This window comes from Streptomyces sp. GQFP (genome assembly GCF_021545335.1).
Lineage (GTDB): Bacteria > Actinomycetota > Actinomycetes > Streptomycetales > Streptomycetaceae > Streptomyces.
Genome location: NZ_CP089312.1, coordinates 7,717,891 through 7,740,638, shown reverse-complemented (window position 1 = coordinate 7,740,638; position 22,748 = coordinate 7,717,891). Strand labels below are relative to the sequence as shown.

The 22,748-nt window shown below is 69.6% G+C and carries 25 protein-coding genes; 10 read left to right on the top strand and 15 right to left on the bottom strand.

From position 1 onward, the window contains the following. Positions 1 to 6: 6 nt before the first annotated feature. From LUX31_RS35005 to LUX31_RS34980, 6 genes are all read right to left on the bottom strand, one after another. Positions 7 to 861, bottom strand: a complete 855-nt coding sequence (locus LUX31_RS35005; protein ID WP_235479315.1) for a TatD family hydrolase — start codon at positions 859 to 861, stop codon at positions 7 to 9. Between the two features lie 2 nt (positions 862 to 863). Then, complete coding sequence (locus LUX31_RS35000; RefSeq protein ID WP_235479314.1) at positions 864 to 1,490, bottom strand: EboA domain-containing protein; 627 nt, start codon at positions 1,488 to 1,490, stop codon at positions 864 to 866. Between the two features lie 110 nt (positions 1,491 to 1,600). Beyond that, positions 1,601 to 2,449 (bottom strand): sugar phosphate isomerase/epimerase family protein, encoded by an 849-nt coding sequence (locus LUX31_RS34995; RefSeq protein WP_235479313.1) that lies wholly within the window; start codon positions 2,447 to 2,449, stop codon positions 1,601 to 1,603. A gap of 64 nt (positions 2,450 to 2,513) precedes the next feature. Further along, positions 2,514 to 3,443: an SCO3242 family prenyltransferase gene (locus LUX31_RS34990; RefSeq protein ID WP_235479312.1), complete on the bottom strand. Its 930-nt coding sequence runs from the start codon at positions 3,441 to 3,443 to the stop codon at positions 2,514 to 2,516. A 233-nt stretch (positions 3,444 to 3,676) separates the two neighbouring features. Then, positions 3,677 to 4,597: an intradiol ring-cleavage dioxygenase gene (locus LUX31_RS34985; protein ID WP_235479311.1), complete on the bottom strand. Its 921-nt coding sequence runs from the start codon at positions 4,595 to 4,597 to the stop codon at positions 3,677 to 3,679. A gap of 95 nt (positions 4,598 to 4,692) precedes the next feature. Further along, positions 4,693 to 5,106 carry a gamma-glutamylcyclotransferase family protein gene (locus LUX31_RS34980; RefSeq protein WP_235479310.1) on the bottom strand — a complete coding sequence of 138 codons (414 nt, stop codon included), beginning with the start codon at positions 5,104 to 5,106 and terminating at the stop codon, positions 4,693 to 4,695. A gap of 179 nt (positions 5,107 to 5,285) precedes the next feature. Here LUX31_RS34980 and LUX31_RS34975 point away from each other — a divergent pair, with 179 nt between their 5' ends. After that, positions 5,286 to 6,911, top strand: a complete 1,626-nt coding sequence (locus tag LUX31_RS34975) for a M4 family metallopeptidase (protein WP_235479309.1) — start codon at positions 5,286 to 5,288, stop codon at positions 6,909 to 6,911. A 66-nt stretch (positions 6,912 to 6,977) separates the two neighbouring features. On the opposite strand, the gene LUX31_RS34970 is transcribed toward LUX31_RS34975, so the two are convergent. Beyond that, a complete protein-coding gene (locus LUX31_RS34970) occupies positions 6,978 to 7,448 on the bottom strand; it encodes a hypothetical protein (RefSeq protein ID WP_235479308.1) in 471 nt (156 codons plus the stop codon). A gap of 482 nt (positions 7,449 to 7,930) precedes the next feature. On the opposite strand from LUX31_RS34970, the gene LUX31_RS34965 reads away from it, so the two are divergent. The 4 genes from LUX31_RS34965 (at position 7,931) to LUX31_RS34950 (ending at position 11,757) form a co-directional block, all read left to right on the top strand. Further along, positions 7,931 to 9,079 (top strand): sensor histidine kinase, encoded by a 1,149-nt coding sequence (locus tag LUX31_RS34965; protein ID WP_235479307.1) that lies wholly within the window; start codon positions 7,931 to 7,933, stop codon positions 9,077 to 9,079. After that, a complete protein-coding gene (locus tag LUX31_RS34960) occupies positions 9,067 to 10,197 on the top strand; it encodes a hypothetical protein (RefSeq protein WP_235479306.1) in 1,131 nt (376 codons plus the stop codon). The genes LUX31_RS34965 and LUX31_RS34960 overlap by 13 nt, the downstream gene beginning before the upstream one ends. Beyond that, on the top strand, positions 10,161 to 10,847 hold the full coding sequence (locus LUX31_RS34955; RefSeq protein ID WP_235479305.1) for a response regulator transcription factor: 687 nt from the start codon (positions 10,161 to 10,163) through the stop codon (positions 10,845 to 10,847). The genes LUX31_RS34960 and LUX31_RS34955 overlap by 37 nt, the downstream gene beginning before the upstream one ends. A gap of 112 nt (positions 10,848 to 10,959) precedes the next feature. Continuing rightward, the gene (locus LUX31_RS34950) at positions 10,960 to 11,757 is read left to right on the top strand and encodes an SAM-dependent methyltransferase (protein ID WP_235479304.1); all 798 of its coding nucleotides are present in this window, start codon (positions 10,960 to 10,962) and stop codon (positions 11,755 to 11,757) included. A gap of 67 nt (positions 11,758 to 11,824) precedes the next feature. Here LUX31_RS34950 and LUX31_RS34945 read toward each other — a convergent pair whose 3' ends face one another. Together LUX31_RS34945 and LUX31_RS34940 are read right to left on the bottom strand one after the other, a co-directional pair. Continuing rightward, positions 11,825 to 12,151, bottom strand: coding sequence for an antibiotic biosynthesis monooxygenase family protein (locus tag LUX31_RS34945; RefSeq protein ID WP_235479303.1), 327 nt, complete (start codon positions 12,149 to 12,151; stop codon positions 11,825 to 11,827). Then, positions 12,148 to 12,651 carry an ATP-binding protein gene (locus tag LUX31_RS34940; protein WP_235479302.1) on the bottom strand — a complete coding sequence of 168 codons (504 nt, stop codon included), beginning with the start codon at positions 12,649 to 12,651 and terminating at the stop codon, positions 12,148 to 12,150. The genes LUX31_RS34945 and LUX31_RS34940 overlap by 4 nt, the downstream gene beginning before the upstream one ends. 195 nt (positions 12,652 to 12,846) lie before the next feature. Between LUX31_RS34940 and LUX31_RS34935 the strand changes: the two genes are divergently transcribed. Together LUX31_RS34935 and LUX31_RS34930 are read left to right on the top strand one after the other, a co-directional pair. Then, positions 12,847 to 13,740 carry a helix-turn-helix domain-containing protein gene (locus LUX31_RS34935; protein WP_235479301.1) on the top strand — a complete coding sequence of 298 codons (894 nt, stop codon included), beginning with the start codon at positions 12,847 to 12,849 and terminating at the stop codon, positions 13,738 to 13,740. A gap of 3 nt (positions 13,741 to 13,743) precedes the next feature. Then, positions 13,744 to 13,929, top strand: coding sequence for a DUF397 domain-containing protein (locus tag LUX31_RS34930; protein WP_235479300.1), 186 nt, complete (start codon positions 13,744 to 13,746; stop codon positions 13,927 to 13,929). 145 nt (positions 13,930 to 14,074) lie between these two features. On the opposite strand, the gene LUX31_RS34925 is transcribed toward LUX31_RS34930, so the two are convergent. Then, positions 14,075 to 14,683 (bottom strand): TetR/AcrR family transcriptional regulator, encoded by a 609-nt coding sequence (locus LUX31_RS34925; RefSeq protein WP_235479299.1) that lies wholly within the window; start codon positions 14,681 to 14,683, stop codon positions 14,075 to 14,077. Between the two features lie 57 nt (positions 14,684 to 14,740). Here LUX31_RS34925 and LUX31_RS34920 point away from each other — a divergent pair, with 57 nt between their 5' ends. Beyond that, positions 14,741 to 15,685 (top strand): alpha/beta fold hydrolase, encoded by a 945-nt coding sequence (locus tag LUX31_RS34920; protein ID WP_235479298.1) that lies wholly within the window; start codon positions 14,741 to 14,743, stop codon positions 15,683 to 15,685. Positions 15,686 to 15,897: 212 nt separating this feature from the next. On the opposite strand, the gene LUX31_RS34915 is transcribed toward LUX31_RS34920, so the two are convergent. The 4 genes from LUX31_RS34915 to LUX31_RS34900 form a co-directional block, all read right to left on the bottom strand. Beyond that, positions 15,898 to 16,407 carry a hypothetical protein gene (locus LUX31_RS34915; protein ID WP_235479297.1) on the bottom strand — a complete coding sequence of 170 codons (510 nt, stop codon included), beginning with the start codon at positions 16,405 to 16,407 and terminating at the stop codon, positions 15,898 to 15,900. A gap of 131 nt (positions 16,408 to 16,538) precedes the next feature. Continuing rightward, positions 16,539 to 17,768 (bottom strand): GNAT family N-acetyltransferase, encoded by a 1,230-nt coding sequence (locus LUX31_RS34910; RefSeq protein WP_235479296.1) that lies wholly within the window; start codon positions 17,766 to 17,768, stop codon positions 16,539 to 16,541. A gap of 75 nt (positions 17,769 to 17,843) precedes the next feature. Next, positions 17,844 to 19,106 (bottom strand): FAD-dependent monooxygenase, encoded by a 1,263-nt coding sequence (locus LUX31_RS34905; protein WP_235479295.1) that lies wholly within the window; start codon positions 19,104 to 19,106, stop codon positions 17,844 to 17,846. Next, a complete protein-coding gene (locus tag LUX31_RS34900; protein ID WP_235479294.1) occupies positions 19,103 to 20,503 on the bottom strand; it encodes an MFS transporter in 1,401 nt (466 codons plus the stop codon). The genes LUX31_RS34905 and LUX31_RS34900 overlap by 4 nt, the downstream gene beginning before the upstream one ends. Before the next feature lie 95 nt (positions 20,504 to 20,598). Between LUX31_RS34900 and LUX31_RS34895 the strand changes: the two genes are divergently transcribed. Next, positions 20,599 to 21,246: a TetR/AcrR family transcriptional regulator gene (locus tag LUX31_RS34895; protein WP_235479293.1), complete on the top strand. Its 648-nt coding sequence runs from the start codon at positions 20,599 to 20,601 to the stop codon at positions 21,244 to 21,246. Between the two features lie 35 nt (positions 21,247 to 21,281). Here LUX31_RS34895 and LUX31_RS34890 read toward each other — a convergent pair whose 3' ends face one another. Next, on the bottom strand, positions 21,282 to 21,884 hold the full coding sequence (locus tag LUX31_RS34890; RefSeq protein ID WP_235479292.1) for an NADPH-dependent FMN reductase: 603 nt from the start codon (positions 21,882 to 21,884) through the stop codon (positions 21,282 to 21,284). A 296-nt stretch (positions 21,885 to 22,180) separates the two neighbouring features. Here LUX31_RS34890 and LUX31_RS34885 point away from each other — a divergent pair, with 296 nt between their 5' ends. Continuing rightward, positions 22,181 to 22,705 (top strand): hypothetical protein, encoded by a 525-nt coding sequence (locus LUX31_RS34885; protein WP_235479291.1) that lies wholly within the window; start codon positions 22,181 to 22,183, stop codon positions 22,703 to 22,705. The last annotated feature ends 43 nt before the right edge of the window (positions 22,706 to 22,748 follow it).

The window sequence follows — 22,748 nt, the reverse complement described above, 5'->3', positions numbered from 1 at the left end:
ACCGGCTCACTCTCCCCCGCGCCGGATGGAGTTGCCCTCGAACGACGAGGTGTCGTCCGGCTTCGGCTCGTCCAGGTCGAGGCGTCCGCTCTGGCCGTAGAAGGCGACCGGGTTGCGCCACAGGACGCGGTCGACGTCGTCGTCCGTGAAGCCGTCGTCGAGCATCGCGTCGCCGGTCTTGCGGGTCTTCAGGGTGTCCGAACTGCCCCAGTCCGCCGCCGAGTTGATGAGAACGCGGTCGAGGCCGTGTTCCTGGAGGATGCGGACCATACGGTCCTCGCTCATCTTCGTCCTCGGGTAGACGGAGAAGCCGGCCCAGCAGCCGCTGTCGAGGACCATGCCGACCGTCAGCTCGTTCAGGTGGTCCAGGACGACGAGTTCGGGGGCGATGCCCGACTCCCGTACGACGTCCAGGGTCCGTCTGGTTCCGGCCGCCTTGTCGCGGTGCGGGGTGTGGACGAGGGCGGGCAGGCCGTGTTCGACGGCGAGTTGGAGCTGCCGGGCGAGGACCTCGTCCTCCTCCCTGGTCATCGAGTCGTAGCCGATCTCACCGACGGCGACGACCCGGTCCTTGGCGAGGTAGCGGGGAAGTTCGTCGAGGACGGGGAGGCAGCGCGGGTCGTTCGCCTCCTTCGGGTTGAGGGCGATCGTGCAGAAGTGCTGGATGCCGAACTGGGCCGCCCGGTACGGCTCCCAGCCGAGCAGCGAGTCGAAGTAGTCGTAGAAGGTGTCGGGCGAGGTACGGGGCTGGCCGAGCCAGAAGGCGGGCTCGACGACGGCCCGTACGCCGGACGCGTACATCGCCTCGTAGTCGTCGGTGGTGCGGGAGGACATGTGGATGTGGGGGTCGAAGATGCGCATGGTCACACGGCTCCGGGGGTGGTGGTGAAGGGGCGCACTCGGTGCACGAGAGGGGCGATGTCCACGGGTACGGGGCGTCCGGCCGCCGTCCGCTCGCGCGCGAAGTCGCCGAGCATACGGGCGAGTTGGGCGTCCGCGCGGACGTCGAGTCCGGCCACGCGGGCGAGCGGGATCTCGCAGAAGACGCACTTCAGGACGGCCTGACGGTACTCGTCCGCCGGGAGGTGGGCTGCCGCGTACGGGCCAAGGGCGGCCTCGATCAGCGTGTTGTCGTTGCCGCGCAGGGTCTGCCGTACGAGGTCCAGGAACCGGCCGGTGCCGTCCCGGTCGATCTGTGGCAACGCCCGTAGGACGGCCCGCTGTTCGGCGGGGTCGCCGTAGCGGTGCAGCGCTGCCACCTCGTCGACGAGGGCCTGGTCACGCAGGGGCAGCGCGGTCAGGAGCAGGGCACGGACGGCTTCGTCGACGGTCCCGCCGTCGGGCAGCGGGGCGCGTCCGCAGTGGCGGCGGACGGCGGGGAAGAGGGTGCTGATGATGGTGGGGGCGGCGGCGATTTCGGCCAGGGCGGTGTCGAGCCAGGCGCGGGCTTCGGGAGTGAGGGGAATGGGGACAGAGCCGGAAAAGGGCATGAAGGGGTTCCAGAAAGGGAGTTGGAGAAGAGGAGAAAAAAAGGGGGCAGGGGAATATCAGAGAAAGTGATCGCAAAATGCTCGTGCGAGAATTGCGAAAGGGTGGCCGCTCAGGAGGCGAGCAGGCTCCGGACCTCGGCCCGGCGCAGGAACTCCAGGGAGTCGCGGGCGATGTCGGGGGCGTCCAGGGCGCCGCCCTGGATTTCGACGGACACCAGGCCACGGTGTCCCAGATCGGTCAGCGCCGCCAGTACCGGCGGAAAGTCGATCTCTCCCACGCCGAACTCCACATGCCGGTGGACACCGCGGACCATGTCCTCGATCTGGACGTTCAGCAGGTGCGGCGCGGCCAGGTCGACGCAGTCGAGCAGCGGCGGCTCCTCCACGCAGTGCGCGTGTCCGATGTCCAGCGTGACACCCAACAGCTCGTGTCCGCCGGTCAGTTCGCGCAGTCGCAGACACTTCGCGACGGTGTCGACGAACATGTGCGGCTCGGGTTCGAAGGCCAGCGCGACCCCGTACGCCTCCGCCGTCTCCAGTGCCGCCCCGACACCCGCGGTCAGCCGCCGCCAGGCCTCCGGCTCCGGAATGTCGTCCGGGGCCGGTCCGCTGCACAACTGGACGGTGGGCGAGCCCAGTTCGGCGGCGATGCCGATGGCTCTCCGCACCAGGTCGACCCGGCGGTCCGGTACACCGGACATCAGCGTCGGCTGGTGCTTGCCCCAGGGGTCGAGGAAGTAGGGAGCCCCCGTCTCGACGGTGACGGTCAGCCCGAGCCGCGCCAACCACCTTCGCACTCGGGCGACTTGACGGTTCAGGTCGTCGGCGTACGGGTCGAGGTGGTTGTGGTCGAGGGTGAGGGCGACGCCGTCGTAGCCCAGGTCGGCGAGGATGCCGAGGACGTCGGAGAGACGGTGGTGGGTGAAGCCGTTGGTGCCGTAGCCGAATCTCAGGCCCATGACCCGCCCTTCATGCCGCCCGGATGAACAACCTGCCGCACATGGCCCGCACTTCTCGCACGGCTCATGTCGGGGACACCCGTCTCGCCAGGCGCTGCGCCACCGGGTGCACGGCGCCCAGGAGTGCGGCGGCAACGGGCGCTCCGGCGCGCGCCGTGAGCGCCGCCTGCAGGGGGACCATGGCGAGGATGCCCGCCCCCACGGCCCGCCGTACGGAACTCGCGCGTGGATCGCGTACGGCCTGCGCCTGGGCCCTGCCGTACGTCCCCAGGTAGGCCAGAACTCCGGCGGAGGCTACGGCCGTTCGGGCGACCGCCTCGCGGGGCAGCGCATGCCGGGGCGGCAGCACCGCCGGGAGCACGGAGGGCAGCACCGTCGACAGTGCCGTGGCCGACGAAACGGCCAGTGTCGTGGCGGGCAGCCGCGTCGGCGCACCGGAGATCTCATGGCGGCTGAGGGCGGTGATCGTGTAGGTGTGCACCCCGGTGAGGAGGGCGGGGACGGCGCCGCGAGCGAGCGCGCCGCCCGTGCCACGTCCACGGGACCCGTGCGTCGGGGGGGTGCCGCCGCCCGCCACCGCGCCCGCCAGTACGTCGAGCGCGCGTGCGCCCGCCATCGCCGCCGGACCGGCCGGAGTCGACTTCAGTTTCAGGTCGTACGCCCATATCAGCGCTGTCAGCGGCAGGGCGACGGCGAGTCCGCGCCGCCCGCCCGACACCGCGGCGAGGCCGAGGCCGGCGCCGGTCAGGCCGGTGGCGACGGTCAGTGCGGTCCGGCGCGGCACCCGGCCGGAGGGCACCGGGCGTTCGGGCCGCTCGACCGAGTCGACGGCGGCGTCGGCGTAGTCGTTGAGGGCCATACCGGCCCAGTAGAGACAGACGGAGGAGGCCATCGCGCCCGCCGTCCGGGGGCCGAGGGGACGGCCCGCCGCAGTCGCGCCCGCAAGGATGTCACCGGGGACACTCAGCGCGGCCGGGGCTCGGACAAGGCTCAACAGGTCGGAAAGTGGGGGTAGTTGAAGCTTGGCGCTTAGTAGGGGTGGTCGGAAACCGGCGTGGGGAGATGCTTTCCGGTCACTCATGGCTCAATCATTTCCGCATAATTTGAAAGCTAATACTCTGAGCCCATATTGCCTCTTGTGAGGAATGTGACAACAAGACAATATTGACAGGGCCCCCGCCAGGGGGCCCATAGATGGCGTTACCGGTAAGGCACTTGACGCTCGGCTCAGCTGGGCGACCCGCTGGGCGGCATGCCACTCGGCGGCCGGCTGCCTCCGCCGCCCGTGCCCGCGCCGGTGTTCTCCTTGTCGGGGTCGATGCCGACGGTGAGAGTGCCGGTGAAGCCCTTCGAGATGTCGCCGGTGACGGTCATCAGACCGTCCTTGGCGCCGCCCCCGCCGTACACCATGTCGTCGTCCAACTTGGTGAAGGTACCGACGTGTTGGCTGTACGGCGTGACCTTGTAGACCTCGTCGCCGTACTTGTCCTCGAAGAAGAGCTGGCCGGTCCAGTTGACCTTGCCGCCCTCGTAGGTGTTGTCGGCCTTCTTGCCGCCGGTGTGCACCTTGACATGGATGTGTGTGGTGCGCGGGGTGTACCAGCCGGGGTAGATCGTCGTGAACTCGACGATCCCGTCGGCGTTCGTGGTCTGGAAGCCGCGCAGGAAGGTCTTGTCGTTCGCGCCGCTGGTGTCCTCGCTCTCGGAGGGCACGGAGGTGCCGCCCGGGCTGGTGGTGGTGTACCCGGAGTAGTAGCCCCAGGCGTCGCAGTGCCAGATCTCGACGGCCGCGCCCACCACCGGGCCACAGTCCTCGGTCTGGTCACGGACCGTCAGCTGCACCGTGAGCGGTACGCCCTTCTTGCCCTCCGTGATGTCCTTCCGGAAGAGCTGGTCCTCGAGGTAATAAGGCCCCTCCGTGACACTGGAGTTGAGCACGCAGACGTCGCCCGGGGCGACGGCCGCGGACGCGGAGGACGTCGGGGAGGCGGCCGCCGTGGAGGTGTCCGTGTCGGAGTCCGAGGAGCACGAGGTGAGCGCGAGGCCCAGTCCCGCCCCGGCGGTCACGCCGGTGATCGCGAGGGCACGGCGTCGGCTGAGGTCGGTCCTGCTGGTGATGTCACTGCCGGTGATGTCACTGTCGTTCATGGGCGGAGGGTAGGTGTGGGCCGGTGCGTGGGCCGGGCTGGCGCACAGGGCGGTCGCCCACACGGACCAGCCCCGTTGCCTGCTGCCCTTCGGCTTCAGCGGCAGGCGTGCCAGTCCCCGCCCTCGATGCGTCTGCCGTGCGCCCGCAGCCTGACGGCCACGGCGGGTGCGGCGACGTACACCCAGGCGCGTACGACGGTGCCGTCGGCGTCGAGTGTCACCGGGCGCGCCACCCGCTCGTACAGGCTGCGCGGGTCGCCCGGCACGCACTCCTCCAACTCGTCGAGTACGGCGAGCAGTTCGTCGTACGCCTCCGGCAGCGCGGCGACCACTTCCCCGTGCACGACCCCGCCGGATTCCGGCACGGCGTACGGGTAACCGGGCCCGTCGTACAGCGCCGCGTCCGCCAGCCGTCCCGGACGCTCCGACTGCGTACGGCCGCGCAGGAAGTGGTCGTGGTTGTGCTCGCCGGGCCGGAGGGTGCCGTAGACGAAGAAGGGGAGTCTCACCGGTCGTTCTCTCATTCGTGAGGCGGGGTCGGCGGGGACGGCGTTCGTGTGGATGGGGAAACGATTCTCGCCATAAGTCGAGGTGAAGGCGTACGCGGTCTGGACACGGCATGTCATGGCCGCTTAAACCTGAGCGATCACCGCCGCCTTCGTCCCCCTCCCCCCACCCAAGGAGACCGATGACCTCCCGTCTCGCCGCGGCCGGCGTGGCCGCCACCACCGCCGCCCTCCTGGCCGCCGCACTCTCCCCCACCACCGCCGGTGCGGCCGACAGACCGACCCGGGACACCGCGATCAGGAACGCGGTCGCCGCACTCGTGGACCAGGCCGCTCACCTGGGCCTGACTTCCGTACAGGGCACGGCAGTTCGGGACGTCATCGTCGACAAGGACGGCAGCCAGCACGTCCGTTACGACCGGACGTACCGTCAGCTCCCGGTCCTGGGCGGCGACTTCGTCATCCATCTGACCCCCGAGGGCACGTACCGCGGCGCGAGCCGCGCGACGACCCGCCCGATATCCCTGTCCACGATCCGCCCGGCGGTGTCGGCCCCGAGGGCGGCGGACCTGGCGACGGCGGCGCTGCGCGCGGTGAACGTGGGCGAGCTGCTGAAGAAGATAACGACCAAGCAGGAGCTGGTGGTTGACGCCCTGCACGGCGCACCGAAGCTCGCCTGGCGGACGAACGCGGTGGCGCAGGACTCGGCCGGCAACCCGGTCGCCCGGACCGTGGTGACCGACGCGACCACCGGTGCCGAGATCAACGCCTGGGACAGCATCGAGACGGCGACGGGCGACGGTCAGTCCCTGTACGGCGGCACGGTCCCGCTGGAGACGACGGTGTCCGGATCGACGTACCAGCTGAAGGACGCGACACGCGGCAACACGTACACGGGCGACGCCGAGAACGGCACCGACCTGTGCATTCTCGGGATCTGCATCATCCGCGCGCCCGCGACGCTCTTCACGGACACGGACAACCACTGGGGCACGGGGACGACGGCGGACCGGGCCTCGGCGGCGGTGGACGCGCAGTACGGCACCGACGAGACGTGGGACTACTACAAGGACACGTTCGGGCGCAGCGGCATCAAGGGCGACGGGGTCGGCTCGTTCAACCGTGTGCACTACGGCAGCAGCTACAACAACGCGTTCTGGGACGACACTTGCTTCTGCATGACGTACGGCGACGGTGACGGTACGACGTTCGGTCCGCTGGTCTCGCTGGACGTGGCCGGACACGAGATGACGCACGGCGTGACCTCGGCGACGGCGGACCTGACGTACTCGGGCGAGCCGGGCGGCCTGAACGAGGCGACGTCGGACATCTTCGGCACGCTGGTGGAGTTCAACGCGGCCAACTCCACCGATCTCGGGGACTACTTGATCGGCGAGAAGATCGTGAAGTCGGGCTTCGGCCGCTCGGCCCTTCGGTACATGGACGAGCCGTCGAAGGACGGGAACTCGGTCAACTGCTGGAGTTCGAGCGTCGGGAACCTCGACGTCCACTACTCCTCGGGCGTCGCGAACCACTTCGCGTACCTGCTGGCGGAGGGCAGCGGCGCGAAGACACTGAACGGCGTCAGCTACAACTCCCCTACATGCAACGGCAGTTCGGTCGCGGGCATCGGCCGGGCCAAGCTGGGCGCGATCTGGTACAAGGCGCTGACGACGTACATGACGTCCTCGACGAACTACGCGGGCGCCCGCACGGCGACGCTGAACGCGGCGCGGGATCTGTACGGGGCGAGCAGCACGGAGTACGCGGCGGTGGGCGCGGCCTGGAGTGCGGTGTCGGTGGGCTAGCGGGCCGGCGGGCCACGCGAACGGCCGGCCCCGGGCCTGAAGCGCCCGGGGCCGGCCTCGTGTGTGTCAGGGACGCCAGCCGTTCTCGACGCGGCCCTGCTGCACCTGGTTGGTGCCGCTGCACTTCCCGTCGTCGGAGGTACCCCAGATAACGATCGTGTCGACGTCGTTCGCCCAGGTGCCGCGGGCGCTGACGGGGTGGGCGTAGTTGCCGAGGTTGACGGCGGTGTTCGCCGGGATGCAGATGTACGCATCCGGGGAGGCGCCCGTGTCGAGCAGCCAGACAGAGTCGTTACGGGTGTTGGCGACCGCGTCCGGATCGTTCTGTATCGAGCTCGGCATGTTCTGGTAGCCGATGTCCTGGAACCAGCCGATGATGCTGCCGTTGGAGTAGGAGCCCCCGTACACACACACTCGCGGGTACGAGCAGCCGTGCATGCTGGCGGCGGCGGCGGGCGAGGCCAGCAGCGGGGTGAAGCTCGCGGCCAGTCCGACGGTGAGCAGGGTCGATGTCAGGACGCCGGGCAGTTTCCTCACGGGTGTCTCCTCGATGATCTGTTGGGGTGGGGCCCCCGCGGCCATGAGCCACGGAAATCTTCGGTACGGCACCCGTCGGCTTTCGGAATTCCGAGCCCGGGAAAGGGCGGTCGGTAGTCCTCTTCTGCCGACAGGTCGCGAATTCTTCGGGTTCTTCGGGCTGATCACGCGGCGCCCTTTCGCTTTGTTCGCTTTCGGGCGGCCCGGTCCAAAAATTACATGGCGGACCGAAAAAGGGCATGTCACGCGATCGCGTGACAGCGCCGCCACCCCCGCGCTCATCTGCGTCTTTGCCTGGAGGCAGGCTCCATGGCCGCGTGCCGGCAGCGGCGAGATGTCGTACATGCCCCTGTCGGTCCCGCTCGTGTTGATCTAAGCTGGGAAGCGAGTCTTCATCGACGTGCGGGGGAAGCATGGTGAGGGATGGGGTCGATTTCCTCACTTCTCTTGGGGGAGGCAGGAATTCCTTTGGTGGAGGAAGTGTGTCGGCGCCCGGGCCCGCCCAACTCCAGCTTCGGCGCAAGTCCGCACGCCTGTCCGCTGTCCTGAGAGCAGCCAGTGCCGTCGGGGCGAGCGTGGTCGCCGTGGTCGGTTTCGCACCGCCCGCCCGCGCTGCGTGGGTGGCCGTCGCGGTCGTCGGACTGCTTCTGTGGAGCGGCCTGTTCATCGTTCTGATGTTCAGGCCGGACCCTCACCCCTGGCTCTGCGCCGTTGACACCGCCGTCGTGGTGGCGCTCTGCCTCGCGCACGGCAACCTCGTCCCGGCCGAGGTCCTGGGAGCGAGCGCGGGCAGCGGATGGATCGACATGGTCGCCGGCAGCGGCATCTTCATCGCACAGTTCGGTCTACGGCAGCCCCTGGCGACGGCGGCGGCGATCGCCATCACGGTGGCTTACGCGGTGGGCGTCCCCGGCATCCGGGACGCCCCCCTGATCATGGTGCTCCAGGGACTACTCGCCGCCTCCGTCGTGGTCCTGCTGCGACACGGAGCGCGCAGGGCGGACCTCGCGCTGTCCGAGGAGGCGTCGGCACGCGCGTCGGCGCGGGCCCGGTCCGCCGCCCGCTCCGACGAACTGGACCAGCAGCGGCTGCTGCACGACACCGTGCTCGCCACGCTCACCATGGTGGGCACCGGCAGCATCACCCGTGACTCCGCCGCGCTGCCGGAACGGGCCGCGGCCGACCTGGCCGTCATCGAAGACCTACGGGCGCACCCCGGCGTGGCACGCGATGTGGCGCACGACCCGGCACCGCTGGATGTCGCACTGCGCACCGTCGTACTGACGCGCCGCGTCGGACTCCCGCCACTGGACGTCGAGTTCGACGTGCCGCCGCTGGACCTGCCCCACGAGGTCGTGGTGGCCCTCTCGCAAGCGGTCGCCGAGGCCCTGGCCAACGTGGCCCAGCACGCGAACACCCGCGCTGCCCGGGTCACGGCCCGACGTGCCGGCGAGAGCGTCACCGTCGAAGTCCGTGACAGCGGAAGCGGGTTCGACCCCATGACCGTCGCCTCCCACCGGCGCGGCCTGCGGAAATCGGTCTACGGCCGGATGCGTGCCGTGGGCGGCAGCGCCCAGGCGGACTCGTCCCCCGGCGCCGGCACCCGGATCGTGCTGAGGTGGGAACCCTGACCGCCGGCGTCGCCAAGGGGATGGTCGCCACCCGCTTCGCCAAGGCCGTCAATATCGGGCTGGTGGTGATCGTCGGCGTCTGGCACCTGGGTCTGGACACCCTGCTGATGCTCAGAGGCTGGCGGGAGTACGAGCCACAGTCCGCGGCCGCGGGCTCCTGGCTGGCCCTCGCGGTCATCCAGACGGTCGGGTCGATCCTGCTGCTGCGTTCGGCGCTCAGCGGACACACCGCACGGTTACTTGCGGGGGCGGCGCTGGCCACCGGCGTCGTCGCCACCGCCACGTACCCGGCGGGCGGGATGATCAGCGACGTGAGCTGGGCGTGGAACACCGTGGGCTGGTTCGGCGTACTGCTTCTGATACAGCGTCCGCTGTGGGAACTGGTCGCCCTGCTCGGCGCCAACACGGCGGTCACGATTGGCTTCCTGGTCGGCGGCGGCGCGCTCGACCAGGTCATGGTCGCCCGTCTGCTCGCCGTGATCTACACCACCGCCGGTGTCCAGTTGACCTTCGCGTACCTGGCACGGCAGCTCAACGACGGTGCGAGGGAAGCCACCGAGATCGCTTCGGGCCAGGCGGAGCGCCTCGCCCGTACGACCGCCGACGAGACCGTGCACGCCGAGCGCCGGCGCCGTTACGAGTACCTGCGCAGCAGAGTGGAACCGCTGCTGCGTGGTCTGGCGGAACGTCAACTCGACCCGGGCGACACCGTCGTACGCCATCGCGCAGCCGTGGAGGCGGCACGTCTGCGGAGGCTGTTCGTGGAGACGGACGACACCCCGCACCCGCTCCTGCACGAACTGCGGGCCTGTGCCGATGTCGCCGAGCGGCGCGGCGTACGCGTGACCCTGCTGAGCTACGGCGACCTGCCCGACCTGCCGACCTCCACCCGCCGAGAACTGGCCGAAGGCGCCCTGCTGGTCCTGGCCACCGCCGTCACCCGAGCGCGGGTGACCGTGGTGACGACGCCCGAGGACGTGGTGGTGAGTGTGGTGGCCGACGCCCCGCCGAAGACGCTCGTGGAATCGCCTGGCCCGCTCACCGTATCCGCTGTGTACGACCAGGAGGAGGATCAGTTGTGGTGGGAAACCCGATGGCCCGTACGACCGGCCCCCTGACAGTTGCCATCGTCGACGACCACCCTGTCGTCATCGAAGGCATCCAGACCTGGCTGTCCGAGGAGCCACGGATCTCGGTGGGGCACACCGGCGAAACCGCGGACGTGGAGGCCGGCATCGCGGATCTCCTGATCCTCGACCTGAATCTGCACGGCAGCCTCGTCATCGGCGACATCGCCACACTGGCCGCGGCGGGCCAACGGGTCATCGCCTTCTCGCAGTTCACCGAGCAGCGGGTGGTGCTCGAAGCGCTGGAGGCCGGCGCATGCGAGTTCGTCGCGAAGAACGAGGGAAGGGCGCACCTGGTGAACGCGGTGCTGGCGGCGGCAGGCGACAGGCCGTACGTCACGCCGACGGCCGCGGGCGTCCTCGCCGGTGACCGCGGCGCGAGCAGGCCCAGGCTGTCCTCGCAGGAACGTACCGCGCTGCTGTGGTGGTTCCAGTCCATGTCGAAGGCTTCGGTCGCCCGGCGCATGGGTGTGTCGGTCCACACGGTGGACGTGTACATCCGTCGGGCGAGAGTCAAGTACGCGCAGGTCGGCAGGACCGCACCGACGAAGGCGGACATGCTGGCCCGGGCGATCGAGGACGGCTTGGTGAAGCCCGACGACATCACGGGCTACGAGTCGGCGGCGGTCGGGGTGGGTTGACCAAGCTGACTGGGTGAAGAGGGATGGGGATGGGGATACGTATCGTTGCCCTCGGGCCTTAAGTTGAACCCTGCACGAACGCGTCCGCTGCGACCGAGGAGACGATGCCACCATGTCCGAAGCCGAGCAGAGGATCGACACCTCGGTACCGCATTCCGCCCGCATCTGGAACTACTGGCTGGGCGGCAAGGACAACTACCCCGTGGACGAGGCGGCCGGTGACGCGTACACGGCCGTGTTCCCCGGCATCGTCACGATCGCGCGCAGCAGCCGCGCGTTCCTGGGCCGGACGATCCGTCATCTGGCCGGGGAGGCGGGCATCCGCCAGTTCCTGGACGTCGGCACGGGCCTGCCGACGGTGGACAACACGCACGAGGTCGCGCAGGGGGTCGCTCCCGACGCGCGCATCGTGTACGTGGACCATGACCCGCTGGTCCTGACCCACGCCCGCGCCCTTTTGACGTCGACCCCCGAGGGCGCGACGGACTACGTGGACGCGGACCTGTACGACACGGAGCGCATCCTGGAGGCGGCGGCCAAGACGCTCGATTTCTCGCGCCCGACCGCTCTGATCCTGAGCGGCATCCTGGGTCACGTGGGGGACTACGAGATGGCCCGCGGAATCGTCCGCGACCTGATGTCGGGCCTCCCGGCGGGCAGTTATCTGTCCCTGAACGAGGGCTCGCGGGGCACTGACCCGGCCTACGAGCAGGCGCAGGACGCTTACAACGAGACGGGCGCGGTGCCGTATTTCCTGCGGCCGGTCGAGCAGATCGAGGCGTTCTTCGAGGGCCTCGACCTGGCGGAGCCGGGGGTCGTCTCGGTGCCGCTGTGGCGGCCGGAGGCGAGCGCGTCGGGGGTGACGGCGCCGGCGATCGGCCAGCACGGCGGGGTGGGGCGCAAGCGCTGACCGCCGTTGCCGGGGCGCGCCGAGTACGACTACCGCTACTGCGGCTCGGCGCGCCGCGACGGCGGGCTCAGCCCTGCTTGGGGGCGGCCTGCTGGACCACGTCGAAGGACCAGAGGGTCGATGCGGAGGCAGCGGGCTTGGGCTGCTCCCCGCCGGGGGCCGCCGGGCGGTGCGCCGACTGCATCGGGCCCGCCATCCAGGCCTGGAAGTCCTCCTCGCTGCGCCAGCGCGTGTACACCAGGTAGCTGTCGGTGCCCTCGACGGGCCGAAGCAGCTCGAACCACTCGAACCCGTCCGACCCCTCGACGGCCCCGGCCCGCGACGCGAACCGCTTCTCCAGCGTCTCGCGCTGCTCTTCGGGAACCGTGAGTACGTTGATCTTTACGATGCTCATGAGGCCCATCTTGCCGCAGGGCGCCCACGGTTTCGCGAGGGGGCGGTGACTGGCGTGGGACGCGGCTCCTGCTTGTTCGCAGACTGACGTACGGCGCGTACGACGTCCAGCTCGCACCAGACGAGCTTGCCGACGGTCAGCTCGGTGACGCCCCAGCGGTCGGAGAGGGCACCGACGATGAGAAGTCCCCGGCCGAACATCTCGTCGGGGGCGGCGTTGCGGGGGCTCGGCAGTAATTCACCTCGCGGGTCGGAGACGCTGACGCGGACGGCGTGCTTGGTGAGGGCGAGTTCGACACGGAAGAAGCGGTCACGGAGACATCCGTGCAGTACGGCGTTGCCGCCGAGTTCGGAGACCAACAGGGCGGTGTCGGGGGCGAGTTCGGGGTGACCCCAGTCGGTGAGGAGGCGGTGGGCTCGGCGGCGGGCGAGGGTGACGCTCTTGGGGAAGGGGGTGTAGTCGAGGCGGTCGTAGCGGAGCCGGAGGGGGTCCTCGGTCATGGCGCTCACTTTCGGGCAGGGGGAGCTGCGCCGCGGGGTAACTGGCGCCACTCTGCGAGCAGTTCGTCACCGACGGTAGAGGCGGCTCACCCGGCTTCGCAAGTTACTCTCGGATGAATTCCTCCGATTGAGTTTGCGGCGCCCCGCAGCAGCACGCCAGACTGACCGCGCACCAAGGCCAGGAGGAGCACACCCGTGACCACACGCCAGCCGACGCAGGGCTACAGCACATCCACCGTCCTGGGACGTCGACTCGGCGGCGAACTCACGAAGTTGCGCACAGCGGCCGGCCTCAACCAGACCCAGGCGGGCAAGGCACTCACCGCTTCCACGACCAAGGTCGCGAAGATGGAGGGCGGCTGGGTTCCCATGCGCGACCCGGACATCCGAGCGTTGTGCGAGCTGTACGGGGTGCACGACCCGGGGACCGTCGGAGGGCTGCTGGAGCTGGCGCGGATCGACCGCGAGCGGCGTAAGGCGAGCGGCTGGTGGGACGACTACGCGATGCTCGGCACCATGCAGGAGTACGTGGCGCTGGAGAACGCGGCGACGACCATCAGGGCATGGCAACCCGCGTTCATCCCCGGCTTGCTCCAAACTCCCGCATACGTACGAGGGTTGAGGAACTCCCCCGCCGACACGGCGACGGTGGCTCACCGCAGGGATCCTGACGAGCAGTTCATCGCTTCACGACTCGCACGGCAGCAACGGCTCACCGACGATCCGCCGCTCGCGCTACGGGCGGTGCTCTACGAATCCGTGTTGCGCAACCTTCCAGGGGACGCAGAGACAGCACGTGGGCAACTCGACCACCTGGCGAGGGTCGCCGACCTGCCGAGCGTCACCCTCCAGGTGTTCCCCTTCAGCCACGGCACGCACCAGGGGCTGAACGGCTCGTTCAACATCATCTCCTTCGCCGAGCCCGGAGCCATGGACGTCGTGTACTCCGAGGCCGCGTTCAAGCAGACATGGGTCGAGGGCGGGGAAGCAGCAGCAGCGTACGACGAGTTGTTCGAGCTGATCGCCTCCCGCTCCCTAAGCGAACGAGAATCCCTCTCATTCATCCAGGACCTCAGTAAGGATCTCTGAGCCGTGCCCAATTTTCAGTTCCGCAAGTCCAGTTACAGCGACGACAAGGACGAGTGCGTCGAGGTAGCCACCAACATCCCCACCATCATCGCGATACGCGACTCCAAGACTCGGACGACCCCGCCCCTCCATCTCCACCCCACCACCTGGGAGACGTTCCGAACCGCCGTCGCAGACGACTGCATGTGAGCGAGTCGTGACGCTACAAGGCGTACGGCCCCCGGGTAGTCCGACGTGAACTGCGCACACGCCGGATCATGCCGGTCATCTCCCTGCCGAGCCGCCGGCTGCCCCAAGGTCTCTGCAGATCCATTGGTGGCGGAGTCGTTCCCGCCTATCGCAGCCCCGACGGTTCGGCCGGTCGATTCGGCGGAGCCTTGGCATTCTTGGCGGCGGCTGCCGCGACGGTTGCCAGGTCTTCGCCCGAGAAACCGGCGCGGCTCAGCACTGCCAGAGATTTGTTCGTTGCCAGCGTGCACAACGCCAGCTCTGCCGCCTCCTGATCATCGGCCCCCGCCGCCAGCAACGCCTGCTCCAGCATCGCCCGCAAACCGTCGATCATGGCGCGGACCATCGCCCGGCCCTCCGCGTCGAGGGCCGGGAACTGCGTTGCCGACACCGTGAGCAGGCAGCCATCCGGGACCGTCGGGTCGGCGATGCGGTTCAGGGTGACCTGCAGGTAGGCGGCCACAACGGCGCCCGGGCTCGGGTGGGGGCCGGACAGTGCCCGGTCGTACAGCGGGTGGTAGGTCTGCGCGTACCGTTGGAGGCTTTTCCGGAAGAGGGTGCTCTTGTCGCCGAAGGTGCCGTAGAGCGAGCTCCGGCCCAGGCCCGTGCCCTCGGTCAGGCGGTCGATCGAGGCCTCCGCATAGCCCCAGCGCCAGAAGACGTGCATCGCGCGTCGTAGCGCCTCGTCCTCGTCGAATTGCTTGCGGCCTGCCATGGTTCGTCAGCCTACACATCTTGCACCGATCGTTTCAAGATGCGTATGGTCGTCGGCATGACATCTTGCACCGATCGTTCCATGATGGGTACGGCCGACGGCACGACAAGCCTGAGTTCGCTGCGGCTGCCCGACGGGTTCACCGACGTCTTCACCAGCCGGCTCGTGGAGGTGAACGGGCTGCGGCTGCACGCGGTCACCGGTGGGGACGGCCCGGCGCTGCTGCTGGTCGGCGGGTGGCCCCAGACCTGGTACGCCTGGCGGGAGGTGATGCCCGCGCTCGCCCGCCGGCACACCGTCGTCGCCGTCGACTCGCGCGGGGCCGGGCTCTCCGACAAGCCCGACGACGGGTACGACGCCGGCACGCTGGCCGCCGATCTGGTCGCGTTGATGGCCGCACTCGGGCACGACCGGTTCGACGTGGTCGGCCACGACATCGGTACGTGGACCGGATACGCCCTCGCCGCCGATGACCCCGAGCGGGTGGGCCGGCTCGCCATCCTCGAAGCAGTGATCCCCGGTCTCACGCCGTCCCCGCCGTTCTTCGGCCCGGCCGCGGCCAACCTGAAGCTCTGGCAGTTCGGCTTCAACCGGCTCACCGACCTCAACGAGGAACTGGTCCGGGGACGGGAACGGCTCTTCTTCGGCTGGCAGTTCGCCACCAAGGCCGCCACGCCGACCGCGATCCCCGCGTACGCCGTCGACGTCTACGTCGACGCGATCACCGCGGATCCTCGCGCGCTGCGAGCGAGCTTCGCGTACTACCGCGCGCTGGACGAGACGATCGCGCAGAACGAGCAGCGCAGCAAGACCCGGCTGACGCTGCCGGTGCTCGCAGTCGGCGGCGCGCTGTGGAGCGGCGCGAATGCCGCCCAGACGATGCGGCTGGCGGCCGACGCCGTCACGGAGGTCGTCCTCGACGACTGCGGCCACTACCCGGCCGAGGAGCAGCCGGCGCGGTTCGTCGAGATCCTGGAGGACTTCCTCGTGGCCAACCGGTAGCAGGCACGCCACACAGCTGAACTTTGCGAACGACAGGCGGAGCTTCACAAACTCCGCTACGTCGTCGAGCAGGCGTTCGCCCTCCTCCACCAGTTCAAACGCCTCGCCATCCGATGGGAACGACGGCGCGTGGGACGACCAGCAGGACGTTCAGCCCGCGCAGACGCCGAAGGGTCCGCCACTGGGGCTGCCGATGTGAGCGCGCCAGGGCGTCAACCGTCCTCACACGCCCTCGCCTTGAACTCCGCCACCGGGACAGTGACCGCGGACTTCTCGCCCTCGTAGCGAACCGTCCCCGGGGTTAGCCCGTCCAGGTCGGTCAGGGTGAACGAGACGCTGCGCGACGACCAGGAGTTGTCCTCGGTCCAGCCGTAGAGGGTGTAAGTCGTCTTTGCGGTGAGGGGTTTGAGGGATGTGGTCGCCGTCCAGCCGACGGCAGGGGCATCGAGGGGCCAGGTGGCGAGACCGGCTTTGAGGGGGCGGGCGGTGGACCAGGAACCGACGTCCGCTTCGCTGTCGGAGTCGGCCACGTACAGGGTCGCCCCGTCGATCCGGTGCCCGCAGACCATCATGACGCCGAGCAGATCACCGTCGGCGGTCACCGAGATCCCGGCGACGGCATCGACGGGGACCCCGCACCCCGAGGTCTCGGCCAGGGCCGCGCAGGCCGCCAATGCGCCGACGAGACGTCGGACCGGCGGCCACGAAATGGTCGACTGCACGGAGGCCCCCCCTCGCCGAGGGGCCGCTACGTGTACCCCCGTACACCGGATGGTAGGTACGCCCCGCGTCGAGCCACGGCGCCGCCGCCCACCCGTTGCACCCTCGTTGTTGCCTCGTAGCCGACGCGCCGTCAGAACCAGTGCAGGCAGTGCGGGGAGCGGTCGGTGCGGAAGAGGTCGTCGGCGAGGGTGGCCGCGCCCGGGTGGTGGGCCTGGATGTGGCCGGCGCGTACGAGCGTGCTCGGGGTGGTGCCGCCGAGGTAGACGGAGCCCAGGTCGCGCACGTCCAGGGACAGGTCGGGCGTACGGTCCGTAAGAACGCAGTCGGCCTTGCCGTCCCGGACGGTCAGGAGGTAGCGGCCGTGTTCGGCGAGGAACGGGTCGTCGACGTCGAGGACGAGTTCGCCGTCCGTGAACCAGCCGCGCGCGGTCAGCGCACGCGGGATGTCCAGCAGCCGTACCCAGAGCCAGTCCATGACGCCGCTCACCTCGCCGGCGCGGAAGTCCGCGAGCTGCCAGCGCAGCGGGTGCTCGGGCGGGACCTGCTTGAACACGACCTGGGAGACCAGGTCGTGTCCGAGTACGAAGCGGGCGAGGGCCGTGAAGACGGCGTCGTCGGCGGTGATGGTCTCGTCGACCGTCAGGGTGCCGGACTCGATCGAGTAGCTGGCGTACCCGTCCGGGACGCCGTCGGAGTCCCGGTGGACGGCGACGTAGCGCGGCGCCGGCGAGATCGGGGGCTGCCCCGCGCGCAGGGCCCACCAGCGGTGCGGGCGGGACAGCGCGCCGGGTTGGGCGCGGCGGTACCGGTCGTAGACCTCCTCCAGGATCTCGCCGCACTCGGCGCGGCGCAGCACCTCGACCGAGCCGTTGTCCGAGCCGGTCGCCTGCGTGTCGGCCGTTCCGCGCGCTCGGGGAGCGGTGAGGGCGGCCTTGTGGCGTGGCACCGTCAGACGGGCCGTGTAGGTCGCCGGTCCGTAGCCGAACCTGCCGTAGATCAGGGCCTCGGAGGCCAGCAGTACGGAGAGGAACTCCCCGCGAGTCCGCAGCTCGGCGAGTTGATGCCGCATCATCGCGCTGAGCACACCTTGCCGCCGGTGCGAGGGCAGGACGCCGACGGCGGTCACCCCGGCGACCGGGACTAGGTTCCCACCGGGCAGGGTGAGCTCGAAGGGGTACGTGGCGGCAGTGCCGACGGGCCGCCCGTCCGCCGTCAGGGCGAGCAGGCAGCGGTCCGTTTCGAGCGCCGACCACCAGCGCCCGCCGCCCTCGACCGGGGGTTCCGGGAAGAGGCCGAACGCGGCGTGGACAGTGTCGACGAAGACGTCGAGATCCTTGTCGGTCGTGGGACGGATCTCCATCGTTACCGCTGCCTCCTCGGGATTCGGGATACCGCCACCACGACTCATGATGTCCGGCCAGGCCACATTGCAGCGTCAACCCGTGGGCAGGGCAAGCGAATTAAGGTCGGGCAGGGTGAGGGCCGAGTGGGCCGGTCGTCCCTTCCCAGAGGGAGCGGTGGGCATCGTGCTGAGGTCGCGGAGCATGTTGTTGCGGTGTTCCAGGGCTTCGGCGGTGGTCGGGAAGAGTGTGGCGTCGCCCTTGCCCACCTGGTTCTGGTTCAGGGTGACGAATTCGCGGGTGCTGTGTTCGTAGGCCGCGAAGGCTGCGTTGTGGTCCCGGTGGTCGGCCAGGGAGGCGGCCAGCATGTACGCGCCGACCAGCGCGAGGCTGGAGCCCTGGCCGGTGAGGAACGAGGGTGCGTACGCGGCGTCGCCGAGCAGGGCGACCCTGCCGCTGGACCAGTGGGGCATGCGGATCTGGCTGACCGTGTCGAAGAACAGGTCGTCCGCGTCGTGCATAGCGGCGAGTATGCCCGGGACTTCCCAGCCCGCGTCGGCGAAGACCTTGGCTACCAGGTCGCGTTGGGCCCGCGGGTTGCGGAAGGCGTCGTAAGGCGGCTCCGGGTGGGCGAAGTTCAGGAAGGCGTGTACGGCTTCCGAATCACCCACGTCCCCCACTGCGTACAAGGCTGCCGCCCTGCCCGGGGTGTTCCACATCGTCGCCTCGCGGGAGAGGCCGAAGGTGTTGGGCATGGTGAATCCGGCGAAGCAGTAGCCGAGGTAGTGGTGGAACTGTTCTTCGGGGCCGAAGAGGAACCCGCGGGTGCGTGAGTGCAGGCCGTCCGCGCCGAAGACCAGGTCGTACGTACGTGTGCTGCCACTGCGGAAGGTGACGTCCACCCCGTGGCCGGAACGGCCGGACTGGTCGAGGGTGTCTACGGAGTCGTCGAACAGGAACTCCACGTCGTCGCGGACCCCTGCATGGAGAGCAGTCGTCAGATCCCCGCGTCGTACCTCCAGGTCCTGCCTCGCGACGCCGCCGGTGACGGTGTGCGGGTCGACCGAGGCCACCTCGCTGCCGTCCTCGTCGAGGAAGGTCATGCGGCGCAGGTCGATGTGGGCGTCCCGCAGTCGCGGCAGGATTCCCATCCTGCGGACGACCTCGAGTGCGGTGCCCCGTACGTCGATGGGGTAGCCGCCGTCGCGGATCGTGGCCGACTTCTCGACCACCGTGACCTCGTATCCGTAGCGGTTCAGCCAGAACGCGAGGGCGGGTCCCGCGATGCTGGCCCCGGATATCAGGACCTTGCGCCTCTGCCTCGTACGGCTATGCCTCAACAGACCAGTGCTGGTCATTCCTTGACTCCTTTGCTCATGGTGCGGGTGACGAGCAGGGACAGTGCCGTGACGGCGCCGGCTATGACGAAGCCGACGACGAAGGAGGATTCGGCCGGTACGTCCGACCCGGCAGGGGTTCCGGCGGTGAGGATCGCGCCGCTGATCTGCACGCCGACGGCGTAGCCGATCACGCGGGTGACCAGGACCAGGCTGGTGGCGATGCCGGTGTCGCCCTGGTCGACGGAGGTGGCGGTGCTGGTCACCAGTGCCGTGACGCACAGGCCGTTGGCGAGCGCGATCAGCATCTTGCCGATGACGAGGTGCCAGACCTCGGTGTGCGCGGCGGCCAGGGCGATCAGGGCGGCGGTCATGATGACGATCCCGGCGGTGACCACGGCTCGTGAGCCGAAGCGGCGTGCCCCGATCCCGCCGAGCGGGCCGGCGAGTGACGCGGCCACGGCGCCCGGCAGCAGGAAGAAGCCGATCGCGGTGGCGCTCGCCCCGAATCCGTACTCGTCGGTGGGGACGGCGAGCAGTTGCGGGACCAGATAGACCGCCACCGACGTACCGACGCAGATCACGAACGTCAGCACACTCGACTTCCAGACGGCGGGCCGCGCCAGCATGCGCAGGTCGACCATCGGTGAGGCCGCGCGCCGTTCGACGGCCGTCCATCCGGTCGCGAAGGCGGCCAGCACCACGATGAGGGCGCCCAGTACGAGTGGCTGCGAGCCGCCGATGTCGGGCGCCAGCGCGAGGACGAGCATGAGCGTGACGAGCGTTCCGCTCAGGAGGAGCAGGCCGGGCCAGTCGACTCCGGTGTCGTCCGACCGGCTGGGCGGGTCGTGCGGCATCAGCCTGTTGACCAGGACGGTGGACCCGATGACCGCGATCGTCGGCAGCGCGAACATCCAGTGCCGGGACAGGCTTTCCGCCACGGGCCCGGCGGACAGCGTGCCCACCATCCCGCCGCCCACGAACAGCCCGCTGACGACGCCGATGGCGACCTTCGACTCCCCGGCGGGGAGGTGCTCGCGCACCAGGATGAACGACAGGGGCAGCGCGCCCACCATCGCCCCCTGCAGTACCTGACCGAGCAGCAGCACCGGCAGGTTCGGTGCGAGGGCGGACACCAGGCCGCCGGCCGAGACCACCGCCATCAGCCTGATCAGGATCCGTTTTCCGCCGTAGCGGTCGCCTAACTTGCCCGCGAGCGGTGTGACGAGCGCGCCGGTGATGAGGAGCGTGATGCTGAGCAACGCCCCTTCGGCGGGGCTCATGTCCAGTTCGCGTTGCAGGAGCGGGAGTGTCGGCGTGACCACCGACTCCAGGGCCCCGGTGGCGACCGCCAGCATGCCGAGGGCCCAGACAGCGGCCTTCCCTATGCGGATCGGCGGAACAAGGGTTGCGGTCATGGACATCCTTTTCTTCCTTCCGGCTTTCCGGCTCTCCGTCCTTGCCGGGTCATTACTACACTACACCGTGCAGTGTAGAACGTTAGGATGTGCCCATGCCGAACACGAAGACACCGACCACGAAGACACTGCGCGAGGGGTCCACGCGGAAGCGGGCCGCCATCCTCTCGGCGGCCCGCGAACTGTTCCTCGCCGACGGCTTCGACCGGACCAGCGTCGACGCGGTGGCCGCACGCGCCGAGGTGTCCAAGCGGACGGTCTACGACTACTTCGGCGACAAGCAGACGCTGCTGCGCGCGGTCGTCGACGCCGTCGGCCAGTCACTGATCACGACGATCCGGCGCACCCTCGACGACACCCTCACCGAGGTCCCCGAGGCCGCCGACCTGGAGGACGCCCTGGTCACGTTCTCGATGCGCATCGCGACCGACATGCTCGGCTCGGCGGAGCACGCCACGCTGCGACGGCTGGTCCGCGAGGAATCCGGCAACCTGCCGCACCCGGGCTACAACTCCATGGCCGACACCCCCGACGAGGCACTCGCCGAGCGCTTCGCCGCCCTCGCCGCGGCCGGGCTCCTCGAAGTCCCCGACCCCCGCCTCGCGGCCGACCAGTTCATCGCCCTGACCTTCGGCGTCGCCATGGACAGACTCGGCTCGGCGAACGCCACGGAGGACACGCGCGTACGGCCACTCGTCGTCGAGGGAGTACGGACCTTCCTCCGGGCGTACCGGACCAGGTAGGCGAGGGAACCGACACCACCCCGCCCCCCAACTCCCTACCCCCCGTACGCCCGTACCGCCCGTCCCTCCCTCAACGTCCGTCCCCACCACACCACTTGGTCCAGCATCGTCTTCGCCGCCGCGTCCGGGCCCGACGGGTCCCTCAGTCGGCCCCCGTCGTCGAACGACGCGCCCGCGTTGTGGAACGACACCGTGTCGCGGACCGTCGTCGCGTGGAGTTCCGCGAAGACCTGGCGGAGGTGTTCGACCGCGCGGAGGCCTCCGGAGACGCCGCCGTACGAGACGAAGGCGACCGGTTTGGCCTGCCATTCCGTGTAGTGCCAGTCGATGAGGTTCTTGAGGCCTGCCGGGTAGGAGTGGTTGTACTCGGGGGTCAGGACGACGAATGCGTCGGCGGACGCCAGTTTCGGGGTGATCGCCGCCAGCTGGGCCTTCGCGTCCGCGTCGGTCGCGAACGTCGTCGGGAGTGCCGTGTCCGCCACGTCCACTACCTCCGTGACCAGGTCGTCACGGTCCTCGATCCGGTTCAGGAGCCAGGCGGCCACCACCGGGCCGAAACGGCCCTCGCGGTTGCTGCCTACGACCACCGTCACGCGTACGGGCTCGATGGGGTCAGTTCGTTCAGTGGGTGTCTGCATGCGGCACAGCCTCTTACCTCAAGCTTTCTTGAGGTCAAGGCCCGAGCCCGCGTCCGCCCGCGCCCCCTCCGGTCACCCGTTCACACCCCCGGTCCCCGCCCATCGGGTTCTTTTCCGCGAGTCATCGGCTGTACGGCCATGACCTGCCGGAATGTCGACGCGCCCCGCGCCTCCCGCGGCCTCCGGCCACCCGTTCACCGTATTTCTGACGGGCCCTCAGGAAGCGCTCCCCGCCCCGTGCCACTTACCTCGGAAGCAGACCACCCCGTTCGCAAGCTCTCGGAGGAGCAAGCCCGATGCGACGTACCGCCGCCGCCCGTCTGCTGACCGGTACCGCGCTCGCCGTCGCCGTCGCCGGGCCCGCTCACGCGGGGACCGGCGGTTCCCTCGAGGTGTACCCGGCGGCCGTCACCCCCGGCTCCCAGGTCACCGTCAACACGACGGCCTGCGGTACGGGCGGTACCGCCGCGGGTGACGCCAGTGCGGTGGGCGCCGGGGCCTTCGTGCTCGCGCCCACCACGCACAAGGAGGTCGCCGTCGGGCAGTTCCGGGTGCCGCCGGGCGCGCAGCCGGGGACGTACGAGATCGTCGCCCGGTGCGATGGCGCGGGAGACGGACGGCGGGTGAGCGGGGATCTTGTCGTCACTCTCACCTCGACCCGGCCGCCCGTCGAGCGTCCCAGGGGGAGTGTGAAGACGGGGGTCGGTGGCGCGCTCGGTCCCGACCCCGTGCAGACCGCGGCCGGTGTGGCGGCTCTCGCCGTCGCCGCCGCGGGCGGTACCTGGCTCCTGCATCGCCGGGCGAGAGGCGACGGGATCTGACGGACACCCTCCGCCGTCCGTCCGCCGGTACCGCATGTCCCCC